The following is a 15,077-nucleotide window of genomic DNA, read 5'->3' on the forward strand; positions in this document are numbered from 1 at the left end:
TGTAATTAAGGTTTCAACCAATACCTAAAATCCAACATCCATTTTGTCTTACATTCTCAACATCGAAACGGCTACTAAGAATTGTTCTGTTGCTTTAGCAAAAGAAGGAAAAACTATGCTATGCAAAGAAATTGCCGAAGAAGGCTACTCGAATGCTGAGCGACTGCACGTTTTTATTGAAGAAATCATCAAAGAAGCCGGAATCACTTTTCAAGATTTGTCGGCGATTGCCGTGAGCCAAGGTCCGGGTTCTTATACGGGTTTACGCATTGGCGTCTCTGCCGCAAAAGGATTATGTTTTGCCTTAGATATTCCGTTGATTGCTGTGGATACTTTGCAAGTTTTGGCTTCGCAAGTTACAGTTTTCAATGGTTTGATAATTCCAATGCTCGATGCCCGAAGAATGGAAGTCTATAGTGCTGTTTTTACTCCAAATTTCGAAAAAATAAGAGCCGTTCAGGCAGAAATCATCACCGAAAACTCCTTCGAAGATTTAGAAAAAACACTTTATTTTGTTGGTGATTGTGCCGAAAAATGCAAGCCAGTTTTGACCAAAGACAACTTTATTTTCTTGGAAGAAATCAAATATCCTTCCGCAAAGGAAATGAGTTTTTTGAGTTTTGAAAAACACAAAAAAAACGACACCGTAGATGTCGCTTATTTTGAACCCTATTATTTGAAGAATTTTATGATGACAGCTTCAAAGAAATAATTACAATCATTTATTCGAATGCTCCTTTACAAAAGGTTGCAATTCTATGCCAGCAGCATCAAATGCTAGTTTGCAGTTTTCCAATGTATCGGAATAAACGTCCCAGAAATCTTCGTTTTGGGCCCAAGGTCTAACGGCTAATTCGATGGAGCTTTCCGTCAAATTCTTTACAATAACAGTTGCTGCAGGTGTTTCTAGAATCCTAGGGTCATTTTTTAAAACGCCTGAAATAATATCTTTTGCTTTTTTAATATCAGTATCGTAGGAAATGGCAATGGTCAAATCAGCTCTTCGAGATCCCTGCATCGAATAATTAGTAATCGTACCATTTGATAAGGAACCATTTGGGATAAAAATAGTTTGATTGTTTGCGTTCACAAGCTTAGTAACAAATATTTGAATTTCATTTACTGTTCCAACGTTACCTGAGGCTTCAATAGTATCACCCACTTTGAAAGGTTTGAAGAGAATAATTAGCATTCCTCCAGCAAAATTAGACAAGGAACCTTGAAGCGATAAACCCACAGCAAGTCCCATTGCTCCTAAAATGGCAACAAAAGAAGATGTTTCGATTCCTAGTTTTGAAATGAAAGTCACAAACAATAATACTCTTAAAACCCAAAATAAAATGTCAGCGAGAAATTTAGTCAATGTGGGATCTAATTCTCTTTTAACCATTATTTTTCTTATGAGTCTATTGATAAGTCGAATAGCATAAATTCCCACGAATAGGATTACGAATGCAGAGATCAGTTTTGGCGAATAATCAATTAAGGTTTTGATAAGAGCATCAGCATAACTGGTGATATTATTGGGATTGAGTTTCATTTTTATTGGATAAAAAAACCTTCTCAAGATAAGAAGGAATATGTTAGAACAACAAAGATACAAATTATTATATTCCCAGTATTTCCTTAAATTAAATCAGTAATAATTTTTTGAAAATCATTATTTGAGGATAAGCAACTTTTGTTTTGGCAAAGATAGAAAAGTGTTTCACCATCTTTAAAGCGTTCTTTCAAAAAAGGAAGTTTAGAGTTTTTTTCCGCTCCAGCCAAAACTACATTAGGGATGTAAATGCCATTTATTTTACTGCAATATTCCAACGCCAAATCACCACAAATCGCCAATTCCTTATTGTCTTCAGAATAGTTTAAAACCAAATCCATCCAGTTTGAATATGCCGAAGGGTATTCGACTCCCAGCATAATATTGTGCAACATTCGTTGACTTACTTTTTCGTAATAGGAATTTTCAAAATACACACCTAATTGAAACAAGTTTTTTGCCATAACTGAATTAGAAGCAGGAATCACGTTGTCTTCTGTTTCAAAATGAGTCGTTATCAAAGCTTCGTCTAGATTGGAAGTAAAGGCAAAAAAGCCTGTTTTCTCGTCATAAAAATGTTCGAAACTGTAATCAGTAAGTTGTTTTGCATTAAGCAACCATTTTTCATCAAAAGTCACTTCGTATAAGGAGATAAATGCGGCAATAACCAAACAATAATCTTCTAGATATCCATTGATGGTGCTTTTATTATTTTTGTAATTATGGAATAAATTTCCTTCGCTTGACCACAAATTTTTGATGATGAAGTTGGCATTTTTCATGGCCAAATCCAAGTATTTTGGATCTTCCAAAGCTTTGTAAGCGTCAACAAAACCTTTGAGCATTATCGCGTTCCAGGAAGTCAGGCATTTGTCGTCTAGTCTAGGTTTAGAACGTTTTTCTCTTTCGATATAAAGTTTTTGTTCCCAGATTTTCTTTTTGTTTTCGAGTGATGAAACTTCAATGGTGTTGCCTTTTGCAATTCCTTCCAAACTTTGATTTTGAATCAAGACATAGTTTCCGTCTTCCCATAATCCAAAAGTATTAATGTTGAAAACTTGACTAAATAAATCAAAATCTTCCCCAATAATGGTCTTTAATTCAGGAATTTCCCAAACATAAAAAGCCCCTTCTTCAAGATGGTTTTCGGTGTTTAAACTATCAGCATCAAGTGCGCAATAAAAACCGCCTTCGGCATTCATTAATTCCCTTTCTACGAAAGAAAGTGTTTTTTGGATGACTTCTTTATACAAAGAATTTGCCGTCAATTTATAAGCATCGCTATATAGTGAAACTAATTGTCCGTTGTCATAAAGCATTTTTTCAAAATGGGGAACGTGCCATTTATTATCTACTGAATAACGTGAAAATCCACCAGCAATGGTATCGAAAACGCCACCAAAAGCCATTCTTGTCAGAGTAAGATCTACAAATTCAAGTAATTGACTATCTTTATTTTGATGTCCAAAACGCATTAAAAAATGATAATTATTGGGCATCATAAACTTGGGAGAACTCGCCATTCCGCCATATTCCCAATCGAAACTATTTTTCCATTTTTCGACTAAAATAGCAAGCTGTTGTTGATTTATTAAAGTTTCAGAATTTTTATTTTGAACAACTCCAACTGATTGAATTCCTTGATGGAGTTTTTCGGCATAATCAATTATTTTTTCTGGATTTGAAAGATAAAGTTCCTGTAACTGCTCGAGGGCATTAATCCACTGTTCTTTCCTGAAATAAGTTCCGCCCCAAACCGGTCTTCCGTCAGGAAGTGTAACCATGTTTAGGGGCCAACCACCTCGACCAGTCAAAATCTGGACGGCTTTCATATAAACAGCATCGACATCTGGCCGTTCTTCTCGATCAACTTTGATGGATATAAAGTTAGCATTCATTACATCAGCAACTTCCTGGTCTTCGAAACTTTCGTGTTCCATAACGTGACACCAATGACAAGCTGAATAGCCAATACTCACGATTATCAGCCTGTTTTTTTCTTTGGCTTCAGCCAATGAATTAGCGCTCCAAGCTTTCCAATGCACGGGATTATTAGCATGCTGTAATAAATAAGGGCTGGTTTCTTTAGAAAGTTGGTTCATTTTATGGACTACTAATTAAGCGTTTACGGCTTCAACTTTAATATCGTCATCATTGAGCATATTTTTCAGCATATTTTCGATACCGCTTTTTAGAGTAAAAGTCGATGAGGGACAACCGCTACAAGCCCCTTGAAGAATAACTTTTGCCGTTTTTGTAGCTTCGTCATAAGATTCAAATGCAATATTTCCACCATCTGCTTGAACGGCAGGTTTTACGTATTCTTCCAATATATTGATGATTTGTTGTGAAGTGACGTCTAGCTTGTCGAAGTTTTCAGTTTTTACAGCCTCTTGTTCAACGCTTGCTGCAATCAAGCTTTCATCAAGCACGGTTCCTCCATTTTCAATGTAAAGTTTTATGAAACTTCTCAGTTCTAATGTTATTTCTTGCCAATCGTTGACCTCGTATTTTGTGATTGAAATATAATTTTCATCCATAAAAACCTCTTTCACATAAGGGAACTTGAACAATTCTTTTGCCAATGGAGAAGCAACTGTATCATCGATATTTTTAAATTCAATAGCATTTTTAGTTAGCATTCTGCTCACCACAAATTTCAAAGCTGCTGGATTGGGAGTTGTTTCACCATATACAGTTATTGGCTGTTTCTTCGTTTTGTTTTCGGATGGAGTTATAATTACTCCGCCATTTGATACGAACGATTCCATTTGTTCTACCACAGCATCTTTTACGTCTTCCCATTCTACAATGTTGTATTTTTCGATTGCGATGAAATTCCCAGAAATATAGACTGTTTTTACAAATGGCAAATAAAACAATTGCTGTGCAAGTGGTGAATTTGAGGCTTCGTCGATATTTTTAAACTCGAAACTTTCGTTTTGGGTAATAAAATCATCAAACTCAAATTTTAAAATGCTTGGGTTTTGTGTTTCTTTTAATGTTATTTTTGACATGGTTTTTATAAATTTTTGTAAATTTAGCAAACTTATTTTTTACTATTAACTATATTTGATTTTTTAAAGAATAAATTAACTTTAAAGGATTAAACCTTAAATATTTATTCTTTTTTCACTTTGTTATAGTAGGTTTATAGTATTTCCAATCATATTTTTTTGAATGTATAATAAAATAAAAATTTTTATAGTTCTCTTTTTAGTAACTCAATATTCTTTTTCTCAAGAAGGAATTGCGGTCTATTCGGATTATTTGTCGGATAATTATTATTTGATTCATCCATCTATGGCTGGAGCTGCAAACTGTGCTAAAATAAGAATTACGGCTCGTAAACAATGGTTTGACCAAGTAGACGCACCCTCTCTTCAAACTTTTAGTTTTAATGGAAGAGTGGACGAAAGGTCCGGAGTTGGGATTATTCTTTTTAATGATAAAAATGGGTATCATTCCCAGAAAGGCACCAAGTTGTCTTATGCTCATCATCTTATGTTTTCCAGAGATGAATTTGATTTGAATCAACTCTCTTTCGGAGTGAGTGCTGTTTTTGCTCAAAGCCAATTAGATGAAACCGAGTGGCTACAATCTGGAGATTTTGATCCAATTGTCAATGGAATGATTGTACAAGATGCTTCTTATTTTAATGTCGATATTGGGGCTTCCTATAATTATCTCGATTTTTATGTTCATGGAACTGTTCAGAACGCAATTGAAACCAAAAGAAAAATTTATACGGATTCTGAAAGTGCCAATTTGCGAAAATATTTGTTGAGTGGTGGATATGTTTTTGGGGATCGTGACAGAATATTGTGGGAACCTTCTGTTTTGTTTCAGTTGGTAGAAAAAACCCAAGAAAAATGGATTGACGTAAACATTAAAGCATACAAGAATCTTGATTTTGGAAAAGTTTGGGGAGGTTTGTCTTATCGCAGAAATTTTTATGGAGCTCAATATCTAAATGGCTCTGGCGCGTTCGTTGCCCAAAAACAGCAATATATTACACCTATTATTGGTGTAAACTATAATAAATTTATGTTTGCCTATACCTATTCGTATCTTTCTGGCGCTATTAATTATGATACGGGAGGCTTTCATCAAATAACTTTGGGAATCGATTTATTTTGCAAAAAAGAGCGATATGATTGTAATTGTCCTGCTATTAATTAATTTGATTTACATAGAAAAATTACTGAAATGCTTATAAAATCTCTAAACGGAAAAACACCTTCTATCCCTCAAGATTGTTACATAGCCGAAAACGCAACCATTATTGGCGAAGTTTCTTTTGGTCATTCTTGTAGTGTATGGTTTAATGCCGTAATTCGTGGTGATGTAAATTTTATTACCATTGGAAACAAAGTGAACATTCAAGATGGAGCGATCGTTCATTGCACCTATCAAAAATATCCCACAATCATTGGTAATAATGTATCTATTGGTCATAATGCAATAGTTCACGGCTGCACCATTCACGATAATGTACTGGTGGGGATGGGAGCGATTATAATGGATAATTGTGTTGTTGAAAGCAATTCAATTATAGCTGCAGGCGCCGTGATTACTCAAAACACGGTTGTCGAATCAGGCAGTATTTATGCCGGAGTTCCCGCAAAAAAAGTAAAGGAAATTAATCAATCTGATTTTTCCGGTGAAGTGGCTCGAATTGCAAATAATTATGTTATGTATTCAGGCTGGTACAAAAAAGAGGAATGACTTCAATTCTTTTAGAAATCTTTTTCAATTACCGTATACTTATTTTTTAAAATTTCAGAAAGTACTTTTGGATTGGAATTGGTGTAAAAAACAGGCTTATTTTCCTTTGCTATAGAAAACCCTACTTTTTCTTTTAAGATATTTTGGGTTTGTTTGGCAACAGCCTCTCCAGAATCTATGATGTGAATATGTGAGGGAAGGATGTTTTTTATTTGCGGAATAAGGTAAGGATAATGACTGCATCCCAAAACGAGATAATCGATATTGGCTTCTATCATCGGTGTAAGATAGGAGTGAAGTAGTTGCTTCATTTCGGAAGAATTTATTTTGCCGTTTTCGATGAGTTGAACTAATCCATGACCTACTTGTTCGATGATTTTGGTCTGTTGAAATTTCTCGGTCGTTTTATGAAAAAGCGCGCTGTTTAAAGTGCCTTGTGTGGCAAGAATCCCTATAGTTTGAGTTTTTGAATTTGTTGCAGCTGGTTTTATTGCGGGTTCTATGCCAATGAAAGGAACGTTGTATTTTCCCCTTAATTCTTGTATGGCATTTGTGGTTGCTGTGTTGCAAGCGACCACGATTAATTTACAATCCATGTCGAGCAAAAACTCAGTGTTTTTCTTGCTTAGTGAGACAATCTCGGCTTTCGATTTTTGGCCGTAAGGCGCATTTTTACTGTCAGCTAGATAAATCGTTTTTTCGTTGGGAAGTAATTGATTTATGGCGGTCCAAATGGAAGTTCCTCCAATTCCTGAGTCAAAAATCCCGATAGGTCGATTATTATCCATAGAAACAAAGTTAGGTGCTTCGAATTAAATTTCCTATAAATATATTTTATAAAAAAACCGCTCAACTCCAAATTTTGGATGAGCGATTTTTATTCAATAAAAAGGTTTTTAGAAACCTAAATCTTTTTTTACGTCAGCAGTCAAGTTAGGACCATCGGCAAGTAAAAGTGTTGCTCCATCAAGAACATATTGAAAACCTTTAGCTTTACCCACTTTTTGAATTGAAGCTCTTACTTTTTCGTAGATTGGTTTAGTTATGTCTTCTTGTTTTTGTTGCAATTCTTTTTGTGCATTTTGTCCAAAATCTTGAATTCTTTTTTGCATATCTTGAACTTCTTTTTGACGATCTGCATTTATTGCTTCTGTAACAGTACCTGATTCCGCATCATATTTTTTTAATTTTGCTTGGAATTCTTCGGCCATTTTTTTGTAATCGGCATCATAAGTTGCGCTCAGTTTTTCAAGTTGATTTTGAGCGTCAAGCATAGCGGGCATTTTTGACATGATTTCACTTACATCAACATGAGCTGTTTTTGCTTGTGCATTAATGGTTTGATTTGCTCCTAAAATAAATATTGCAGCAATTAGTAAAGTTTTGATTTGTTTCATCGTTTTTAAGTGTTAAGTAATTAATTATTGTTTGAATTTTCTTTTGTTGTTTTTAATGAATCTGTTTTTGCCTTTATTGCGGCTTCTCTTTCTTCTATAATCTTTTTTCTTTTTTCTTCAGCTGCTTTTTTACGATCTTCGATTATTTTCTTGCGATCTTCCAATGTCTTTGCTCGAAGTTCAATTTGTTTCTGTTTGGCCTCTTCTACTGTTGTTTTCGGAGTTTCTTTGACCGGTTCAGTAACAGACGTAGGGGTTATAACCTCATCGACTATCGTTTTCTCAGAAATCGTGCCAGTTTTTTTAGCTTCTCTTTCTTCAAGCACTTGTTTTCTTTTTTCTTCTAGGGCTTTTTTATTATCCTCAACCACTTTTTTGCGGTCTTCCAATGTTTTTGCCCGTTCGTCAATTTGTTTTTGTTTCGCTTCGGCTCCGGCAGATATAGCAGCTTCCTTCTCTGTATTGGCTTTAGGTTCAGCAGTTTTTGAGGCTGAAGGAACGGCGCCAGCTTTCTGGGCTTCTCTGTCTTTCAGAATTTGTAATCTTCTTTCTTCAGCAGCTTTTTTGCGATCTTCAATCACTTTTTTGCGATCTTCCAAAGTTTGAGCTCTTGCATCGGCTTGTTTTTGTTTGGTATCAGCCGCAGCTGTTTTAGCGGTCTCTTTTTCAGCATCGTTTTTTGTCGCGTCAGTCGTTTTAGAAGTTTCAGGTGTTGTTCCGGTTTTCTGGGCTGTTCTATTGGTTAGAATTTGATTTCTTTTATCTTCGGCAGCTTTTTTTCTTTCTTCCATCAATGATTTTCTGTCAGCGATAACTTTATCCCGAGCTTCTTTCTTTGCATCTAAAGCTTTTTGTCTATTTGGCAAAGCAGGATTTTCGTCAGCGGCATCTTCTTTATTTTCCTTTTCTTCTTCCTCTTTAAGTTGTTTTTTTGTTAGCTGTTCTCTTTTATCGGCTCGCGTTATTACCCGCAAAACCTGGTCGCTAACATCAAATCTTTTTGCTGCGAAAAGCATTGTCAAATCAGAAGTTTTGTCAAAAATAAAATCATATTTTTTTGCCTCAGCAATATCTTGAATTGCACCAAATACTTGGTCTTGTATAGGTTTTGTTAAGGTGGATTTTTGTATTATTAAATCTCCATTAGGCCCAAATCTTTTTTGTTGATATTCTAACATTTCATCTTCAAGAAACTTAATTTCTGTTTCTCTTTCCTCAATAAGTCCTTTGGTCAATAATGCTTTTTCTGCTTTTAATGCATCCTTTAGTTTGTTGATTTCTATTTTTTTGGTTTCAATTTCTTGTTTCCATTTCTGTGCTTTTTGCTCTAATTGGTTTTGGGCATCGGTATAATCTGGCACATTTTGCAAAATGTATTCCATGTCAATATAGCCTATTTTTGTTCCTCTAGTTTGAGCCTGATTAGTATTTGATACAATCAGAATCATGAATAAAAATAAAAATTGTTTTCTCATAACGTTGCTTTATTAGAAAATTTTTTTTTAAAATTGTTGTCCAATAATAAAATGCGTTTCCCATCCGTTTGCTTTTCCTTCTGGAGTTAAGCTGTCAAAACCATGTCCGAAATCAATCCCCAACAATCCAAATGCCGGCATAAAAACGCGCAATCCAAAACCTGCAGATCGTTTTAGGTCAAAAGGATTATAGTTTCTAAACGAACTAAATGACGAACCCGCTTCTAAAAATGTCATAGCATATATGGATGCCGATGATTTTAGGGTTATTGGGTATCGCAATTCTAAGGAATATTTATTATAAATCGTTCCTCCTGTTGGATCTGTTAATGAACCATTTGGATACCCTCTTAATGCCACGGTTTCTCTACCGTCCATAGAGTAATTTGCCATTCCGTCACCCCCTAGATAGAAGCGTTCAAAGGGTACAATACCTCTATCTTGATTGTATGTTCCCAGGAACCCATATTCTGCCAAAGATCGAAACACTAATTTACCATAAACTTTGGTATACCAATCCGCTTTGAACTTTATTTTATAATACTCTAGCCAATTATATTTTTTTTGATCCACTTTTGCAGGATCTGCTGCAGCATCTACATAAGAAGTCATTCTGTTTGGTGTAGGATTTGTTTGGCTTGGAATGGCTTCAACAAAATCTCCTTCATTTACAATTATACCGTTTGCCCCTACATACGAATCACCTGTATGTTTGTATTTATATGCTTCTTGATCTCCTAATGTTGCATAATTGATGCCGTTTAACAAGGAGTAAGGAAGTGTAAATTTCCCAGAAAGACTAAACTCCGAACCATAAGTTGGAAATATTGGATTGAAACCTTTGTTGCTTCGCGACAATCCTAAGGTATATGCTAAATTTCTTGATGCTCCGTTACCAAATGTAAATAATCCGGTGTTGTAGTTATTTAAATCATAATGTTGGTAGCTCACAGATTGTGACAATACAAAATAATCGTCGGGCACTGAAAGTCTTTTAGCTAAACCTACAGATATAGTCATGATATTAAAACTTTTAGTTTTATCAACTCTCCCGGTTTGGTAATTGTTCAAAAATTGTTTGGTATAAGATAATGATGAACTAAATTGTACTGGTTTTTTCTTGCCAAACCAGGGTTCCGAAAAGGACAAACTATACGTTTGGAAATAAGTACTTCCTTGTAAACGTAAGGAAACTTTCTGTCCATCACCCATAGGGATTGGTTTGTATGCTTCTTTGTTAAATAAATTTCTTGCAGAGAAATTATTAAACGACAGTCCTAAAGTACCAATAAAACCGCCACCACCATAACCTCCTTGAAGTTCTATCTGGCTGGCTCCTTTTTCGGTCAATGGGTATTCGATGTCTACTGTTCCGGCTGCCGCATCTACGTTTTTAAACTTTGGCTCAATGGTTTCTGGATCAAAAAAACCCAATTGGCCAATTTCACGAATGGTTCTTATCAACAATTCTTTGTTGTATTTTTCTCCCGGTTTTGTTCTTAATTCTCTGTAAATTACATGGTCGTTTGTCTTGTCATTTCCTGTAACCGTAATTTTGTTAAAATAAGCAATAGGACCTTCGTTAATTCTTATTTCAAAATCAATCGTATCGTTCGCTGTTTTCACTTCAACAACATTAATGTTGGAGAATAAATAACCATTGTTTTGATATAGATTGGTGATGTCTTCTCCGTCTGGTTTCGATTTGTCGGCGATTCTTTTCTCGAGAAGAACACCGTTATAAGTTTCTCCCTTTTTGATACCTAACATTCCGCTAAGTCCCTGGTCTGTATATACGGTGTTTCCTAAAAATTTAATGTTTCCAAAATAGTATTTGTTGGGTTCTTCAACTTTTATTTTAACTATTAATGCATTTTTATCTTTATTATAAGCAACGGAATCCGAAAGTATTCTAGCATCTCTATATCCTTTTTCTTTGTATGATTCTATTACTTTTTCTAAATCTGTTTTGTATTTTTCCTTGATAAATTTAGATGCTTTTAAGACTCGAGTTAGTTTCTTCTGTTTAGTGTCTTTCATTGAACCACGCAAGATTTTGTCTGATAGTTTTGTGTTTCCTATGAAATCAATTTCTTGAATTTTCACTTTTTCACCCTTATCAATATTAACTACCATATTCACTAAATTTACCGCAGAGGTATCTTTAACAGTATTGATGGTAACCTTTGTATTGTAATAACCGTCTTTTTTGTATTTATTTTCGATGTAATTTTTTGTGGTTGTAATTAAATTTTCATTTACAACCTTACTTTTGGTCAATCCGTTGTCTTTTATTAAACCTTCGATTTTGCTTTTCTTGACACCTACAAATTTCACCTCATTCAGTTTAGGCAATTCTTCAACGTGTAAATCTATATATATGCTGTCGTTTTGAATTTTATTTACATAAAATGAAATTTCATCAAACAAACCTAGTTTGCCTAGTTTTTTTATGGCATTGCTTATTTCTTCTCCGGGAACCAAAATTTCTTGACCTTTTTCAAGGCCGGCAAAAGTTACCACGGTTTGAGTGTTAAAACTTATTTTACCAACAACTGTAACATCGGCTAGAATATATTTTTTTCCTTGGTCAAAAGGAACTCTTTCCTGAGCTTTAATTTGAAAAAAACCTCCAAAAATTAATAGGGCAAGGACTATTTTTATGCTTTTATGTAACACTAAAAAATTATTTAATTTGTTCACTTGTTTTTCCAAATCTACGTTCTCTTTTTTGATAACTAATAATAGCCTCATATAAATCTTGTTCTTTAAAGTCTGGCCATAATATATCAGTAAAATATAATTCTGCATAGGCAATTTGCCATAGCAAAAAATTACTTATTCTATGTTCACCGCTTGTTCGTATTAATAAATCTACCTCAGGTAAATTTTGCGTGTAAAGATGCTCATTTATAATTGAATCGTCAATAGAGTCTATTGAAATTATATTATTTTTAACTTTATAACTTATGTTTTTAACCGCATTTACTATTTCTTCTCTCGAACCATAACTCAAGGCCAATGTTAACGTCATTCGGGTATTATCCTTGGTTTTGTTGATCACGTCAAGCAATTCTTTTTGCGCTGATTTTGGTAATTTTTCTAAATTTCCAATTGTATTTAATTTGATGTTGTTGTCTATGAGTGTTTTAAGTTCTTTCTTTAATGATCGAATTAATATTTTCATTAAAGTTTCGACTTCCAGTTTTGGTCTGTTCCAGTTTTCGGTAGAAAAGGCATACAAAGTAAGAAATTCAATTCCCAGTTTGGCACATGATTCAATGTTTACCTTCACAGATTTTGTGCCACTTTCATGACCCAATGCCCTTAAAAACCCTTGTTGTTTTGCCCAACGACCATTGCCATCCATAATAATGGCTAAGTGTTTAGGTAAATTTGTTAAGTCTATTTTGTCTTTTAAATTCATTTTTTATTCTACACAATAACAAGGTGTGATTCCAAAAGTATAAGTTAGCGTAATCCCCGAAAAAACATACCAATCGTTATTATTTATATTTCCAAATTGCCCAATTTTATTTTTCGGGTTACTTCCATCTAAATTATCCGTTAAGGTATATCTTGCTTCAACTTCCAAAGCCAATATTAATTGGGGCATAACATTCGTTTTTATGCCTAAATTTATCGGAATTGCTAATGAAATGGCTTTTTTATCCTTCAGTGTTTCTCCAGACAAAACATATAATTCATTATAACTAAACAAACTTAATCCAGAATAAACATAAGGAGAAAATTTTCTTCCAATTTCGTGTAAATTAAATTCAAAAAAATTAAATTCAAGGCCTAAAGATACTTCTTTTACGCTATTTTCAAAATGATATCCCCTCCGATTTCTACTTGTCTCTTTTGAATCAAGATCGTTTGCAGAAATTTTTGATTGAGTATATGAAAAACGGTAAGAATGTCTCGGACTTTTATTCCATTTGTACAAGATTCCAAATGCAGGCTTAATAGGTGAGATGTAGTTGGTGGGACCAACATCACCAATATAATTGCTTCCGCCTACAAAAACGCCAACTTCATGAATTTGCGCATTAATTGTAAAAAAGAAGAAGAAGAATATTAGATTAAAAAGTTTATACATTTATTAAAAATTGGATGCAAATATAATAATTATCAAAAGGAATCAATACACATTGATTTAAATGTGTCTTTTATTAAAAAATTGACACAAAAAAACATCTTAATTAGGGGTTCGAAAATAATGAAACGGGAAAAACAAGGGTATTCGTATGATGGTATGCCAAAAACAATTTAATTCCTTCGGTCTTCACCCCAATATAATTTAGTGCGAAGTGTTTTCAAAAAGGTTTCTTTGGAGATTTCTACCATATTTATTTGAAAAGGAGTTTTCTTAATAACCAGTATAGTTTCGTTTTTCACTGAAATAACTCTTGAATCTAACGAAACCAAGTAATGTTCTTCCCTACCAGAAACCTTTAAGCGAATTTCGGTTTCATCCGGAATCACTAGTGGTCTTGCGTTTAAATTATGAGGTGCAATGGGTGTTATAACCAAACTTTTTACATCGGGAGTTAATATTGGCCCGCCACAACTCATCGAATAACCCGTAGAGCCCGTTGGAGTTGCTATAATCAATCCGTCAGCCCAATAGGAGTTCAGGTACTCGTTATTCAAGTAAGTCTCTACCGTAATCATTGAAGTGTTATCTTTTCTGTTTACTGTAATTTCATTCATAGCAAAATTGATGTCCTGAATCGCAAGATTGTCAGGAATGCAAGATAAATTTAACAATGATCTTTTAGAAATGGTATATTTTTTCTCGATTATAAGCTGCATAAACTCGGCGATATTTTCTTTTTTAACCGTGGCCAAAAAACCCAATCTACCTGCATTTATTCCCAGTATGGGAATTCCAGAATCTCGAACTAGTGTTGAAGCCTTCAAAATGGTACCGTCACCACCAATACTAATAAGCATGTCAAAACTATTGTCTAAGTCGGTATTTAAAGTAAAGGTTTTAAAATTTTTTTTGATAATTTTTTTTTCGCATAAGACGTTCAAAAAATTAGATTCAATAACCATTTCTACCTTGTTCTTGATAAAAAAACCGAAGATTTCTTTTACGATGGGCTCCGTGCTATTTTGATAATATTGACCGTATATGGCTACTTTCATTTTCTTGACTTTCGTTTTTGGAGGATCTCATTAATTTTCGGGATAAATTAGACTCATATACTAAGGTATTTGTCTAAATAATCAGAGCGGTTCTTTAATGTGTTGATATAATTGTCTTCTGGATGTTCCGATATAATTTCATAATTATATCTTCTAAAGGATTGAATGATTTCGTTTATTGGCCCCAAACTTAATTTGATGGTCACTTCTATATTTTCTGGATCAGAATCCGAGATAAATAAACCGAGTAGTTTGCCATTATTGCTTTCCACAATTTGAGAAACTTGGCTTATAGAATAATCTAACACTCTTTTTTTAACAATTATAATTCTTCCTGTCTCTTGTAAAAAAGGGGTTTCGTGAAAGAATTTCACAATATTGGATATTTCATAATAGCCAACATATTTGTTAGATTCGTCTAATACAGGAACTAAATTAGTGTGATTTTTTGCAAAAATTTCCAAGACGTCTAGCCAAATCATGTTTGTTCTAGCATAAAATTTTTCGAAAGAATACCTATAATCAATTATTTTTTTATCGGTTGAAAAAGTTTCAATATCCTCAGATGCAATACTTCCAATGTATACTTCCTCTTCAACTACCGGAAAATGCGAAAAAGTTAATTCGTCAAAAAAGTCGTGAACAACCGCAATATTTTCTTGGCTGTCAATCGCTTTAAAATCATTAGTAATATAGTTCGTGATTTCTGTCATAAATTATTTCAAAATATTTGATGCAAAATAATCAAAATTATGCAATAATGGCTAGTTTTACTTTGTA

At 33.9% G+C, this 15,077-nt stretch carries 14 protein-coding genes; 3 read left to right on the plus strand and 11 right to left on the minus strand.

Annotated features, from left to right (window positions below; all coding sequences use genetic code 11):
• Window positions 1-43: 43 nt before the first annotated feature.
• Window positions 44-712, plus strand: a complete 669-nt coding sequence (tsaB, locus tag AABM59_RS05800; RefSeq protein WP_338408034.1) for a tRNA (adenosine(37)-N6)-threonylcarbamoyltransferase complex dimerization subunit type 1 TsaB — start codon at window positions 44-46, stop codon at window positions 710-712.
• 6 nt (window positions 713-718) lie between these two features.
• Here the strand turns inward: tsaB and AABM59_RS05805 are convergent, their stop codons facing one another.
• From AABM59_RS05805 to AABM59_RS05815, 3 genes are all read right to left on the minus strand, one after another.
• Window positions 719-1,540 carry a mechanosensitive ion channel domain-containing protein gene (locus tag AABM59_RS05805; RefSeq protein WP_338408035.1) on the minus strand — a complete coding sequence of 274 codons (822 nt, stop codon included), beginning with the start codon at window positions 1,538-1,540 and terminating at the stop codon, window positions 719-721.
• 86 nt (window positions 1,541-1,626) lie between these two features.
• Window positions 1,627-3,642, minus strand: coding sequence for a thioredoxin domain-containing protein (locus AABM59_RS05810; protein ID WP_338408036.1), 2,016 nt, complete (start codon window positions 3,640-3,642; stop codon window positions 1,627-1,629).
• A gap of 15 nt (window positions 3,643-3,657) precedes the next feature.
• Window positions 3,658-4,557, minus strand: coding sequence for a NifU family protein (locus AABM59_RS05815; protein ID WP_338408037.1), 900 nt, complete (start codon window positions 4,555-4,557; stop codon window positions 3,658-3,660).
• A gap of 163 nt (window positions 4,558-4,720) precedes the next feature.
• On the opposite strand from AABM59_RS05815, the gene AABM59_RS05820 reads away from it, so the two are divergent.
• On the plus strand, window positions 4,721-5,722 hold the full coding sequence (locus AABM59_RS05820) for a type IX secretion system membrane protein PorP/SprF (RefSeq protein ID WP_338408038.1): 1,002 nt from the start codon (window positions 4,721-4,723) through the stop codon (window positions 5,720-5,722).
• 27 nt (window positions 5,723-5,749) lie between these two features.
• Window positions 5,750-6,268: a gamma carbonic anhydrase family protein gene (locus AABM59_RS05825; protein ID WP_338408039.1), complete on the plus strand. Its 519-nt coding sequence runs from the start codon at window positions 5,750-5,752 to the stop codon at window positions 6,266-6,268.
• Between the two features lie 11 nt (window positions 6,269-6,279).
• Here AABM59_RS05825 and murI read toward each other — a convergent pair whose 3' ends face one another.
• The 8 genes from murI to AABM59_RS05865 all read right to left on the minus strand — a co-directional run bounded on the left by murI (window position 6,280) and on the right by AABM59_RS05865 (window position 15,010).
• Window positions 6,280-7,056 carry a glutamate racemase gene (gene murI / locus AABM59_RS05830; RefSeq protein WP_338408040.1) on the minus strand — a complete coding sequence of 259 codons (777 nt, stop codon included), beginning with the start codon at window positions 7,054-7,056 and terminating at the stop codon, window positions 6,280-6,282.
• A gap of 108 nt (window positions 7,057-7,164) precedes the next feature.
• A complete protein-coding gene (locus tag AABM59_RS05835) occupies window positions 7,165-7,665 on the minus strand; it encodes an OmpH family outer membrane protein (RefSeq protein WP_338408041.1) in 501 nt (166 codons plus the stop codon).
• A 20-nt stretch (window positions 7,666-7,685) separates the two neighbouring features.
• Window positions 7,686-9,140, minus strand: coding sequence for an OmpH family outer membrane protein (locus AABM59_RS05840; protein WP_338408042.1), 1,455 nt, complete (start codon window positions 9,138-9,140; stop codon window positions 7,686-7,688).
• A gap of 27 nt (window positions 9,141-9,167) precedes the next feature.
• The gene (locus AABM59_RS05845) at window positions 9,168-11,894 is read right to left on the minus strand and encodes a POTRA domain-containing protein (RefSeq protein ID WP_338408043.1); all 2,727 of its coding nucleotides are present in this window, start codon (window positions 11,892-11,894) and stop codon (window positions 9,168-9,170) included.
• Complete coding sequence (locus tag AABM59_RS05850) at window positions 11,827-12,567, minus strand: isoprenyl transferase (protein WP_338408044.1); 741 nt, start codon at window positions 12,565-12,567, stop codon at window positions 11,827-11,829. The genes AABM59_RS05845 and AABM59_RS05850 overlap by 68 nt, the downstream gene beginning before the upstream one ends.
• Before the next feature lie 3 nt (window positions 12,568-12,570).
• Window positions 12,571-13,242: a DUF6089 family protein gene (locus tag AABM59_RS05855; protein WP_338408045.1), complete on the minus strand. Its 672-nt coding sequence runs from the start codon at window positions 13,240-13,242 to the stop codon at window positions 12,571-12,573.
• A gap of 170 nt (window positions 13,243-13,412) precedes the next feature.
• A complete protein-coding gene (locus AABM59_RS05860) occupies window positions 13,413-14,297 on the minus strand; it encodes an NAD kinase (RefSeq protein WP_338408046.1) in 885 nt (294 codons plus the stop codon).
• Between the two features lie 53 nt (window positions 14,298-14,350).
• Entirely contained in the window at window positions 14,351-15,010 is a 660-nt protein-coding gene (locus AABM59_RS05865) for a CBS domain-containing protein (RefSeq protein ID WP_338408047.1), read from the minus strand.
• Between the last annotated feature and the right edge of the window lie 67 nt (window positions 15,011-15,077).

Source organism: uncultured Flavobacterium sp. (genome assembly GCF_963925185.1).
Classification (GTDB): domain Bacteria; phylum Bacteroidota; class Bacteroidia; order Flavobacteriales; family Flavobacteriaceae; genus Flavobacterium.

What these genes read in the sequence shown, in the direction of transcription:
- AABM59_RS05835 (WP_338408041.1), bottom strand. Translation starts at nt 7,665, where the DNA reads ATGAAACAAATCAAAACTTTACTAATTGCTGCAATATTTATTTTAGGA.
- AABM59_RS05865 (WP_338408047.1), bottom strand. Translation starts at nt 15,010, where the DNA reads ATGACAGAAATCACGAACTATATTACTAATGATTTTAAAGCGATTGAC.
- murI (WP_338408040.1), bottom strand. Translation starts at nt 7,056, where the DNA reads ATGGATAATAATCGACCTATCGGGATTTTTGACTCAGGAATTGGAGGA.
- AABM59_RS05805 (WP_338408035.1), bottom strand. Translation starts at nt 1,540, where the DNA reads ATGAAACTCAATCCCAATAATATCACCAGTTATGCTGATGCTCTTATC.
- AABM59_RS05860 (WP_338408046.1), bottom strand. Translation starts at nt 14,297, where the DNA reads ATGAAAGTAGCCATATACGGTCAATATTATCAAAATAGCACGGAGCCC.
- AABM59_RS05845 (WP_338408043.1), bottom strand. Translation starts at nt 11,894, where the DNA reads ATGAGGCTATTATTAGTTATCAAAAAAGAGAACGTAGATTTGGAAAAA.
- AABM59_RS05840 (WP_338408042.1), bottom strand. Translation starts at nt 9,140, where the DNA reads ATGAGAAAACAATTTTTATTTTTATTCATGATTCTGATTGTATCAAAT.
- AABM59_RS05825 (WP_338408039.1), top strand. Translation starts at nt 5,750, where the DNA reads ATGCTTATAAAATCTCTAAACGGAAAAACACCTTCTATCCCTCAAGAT.
- AABM59_RS05850 (WP_338408044.1), bottom strand. Translation starts at nt 12,567, where the DNA reads ATGAATTTAAAAGACAAAATAGACTTAACAAATTTACCTAAACACTTA.
- AABM59_RS05815 (WP_338408037.1), bottom strand. Translation starts at nt 4,557, where the DNA reads ATGTCAAAAATAACATTAAAAGAAACACAAAACCCAAGCATTTTAAAA.
- AABM59_RS05820 (WP_338408038.1), top strand. Translation starts at nt 4,721, where the DNA reads ATGTATAATAAAATAAAAATTTTTATAGTTCTCTTTTTAGTAACTCAA.
- AABM59_RS05855 (WP_338408045.1), bottom strand. Translation starts at nt 13,242, where the DNA reads ATGTATAAACTTTTTAATCTAATATTCTTCTTCTTCTTTTTTACAATT.
- AABM59_RS05810 (WP_338408036.1), bottom strand. Translation starts at nt 3,642, where the DNA reads ATGAACCAACTTTCTAAAGAAACCAGCCCTTATTTATTACAGCATGCT.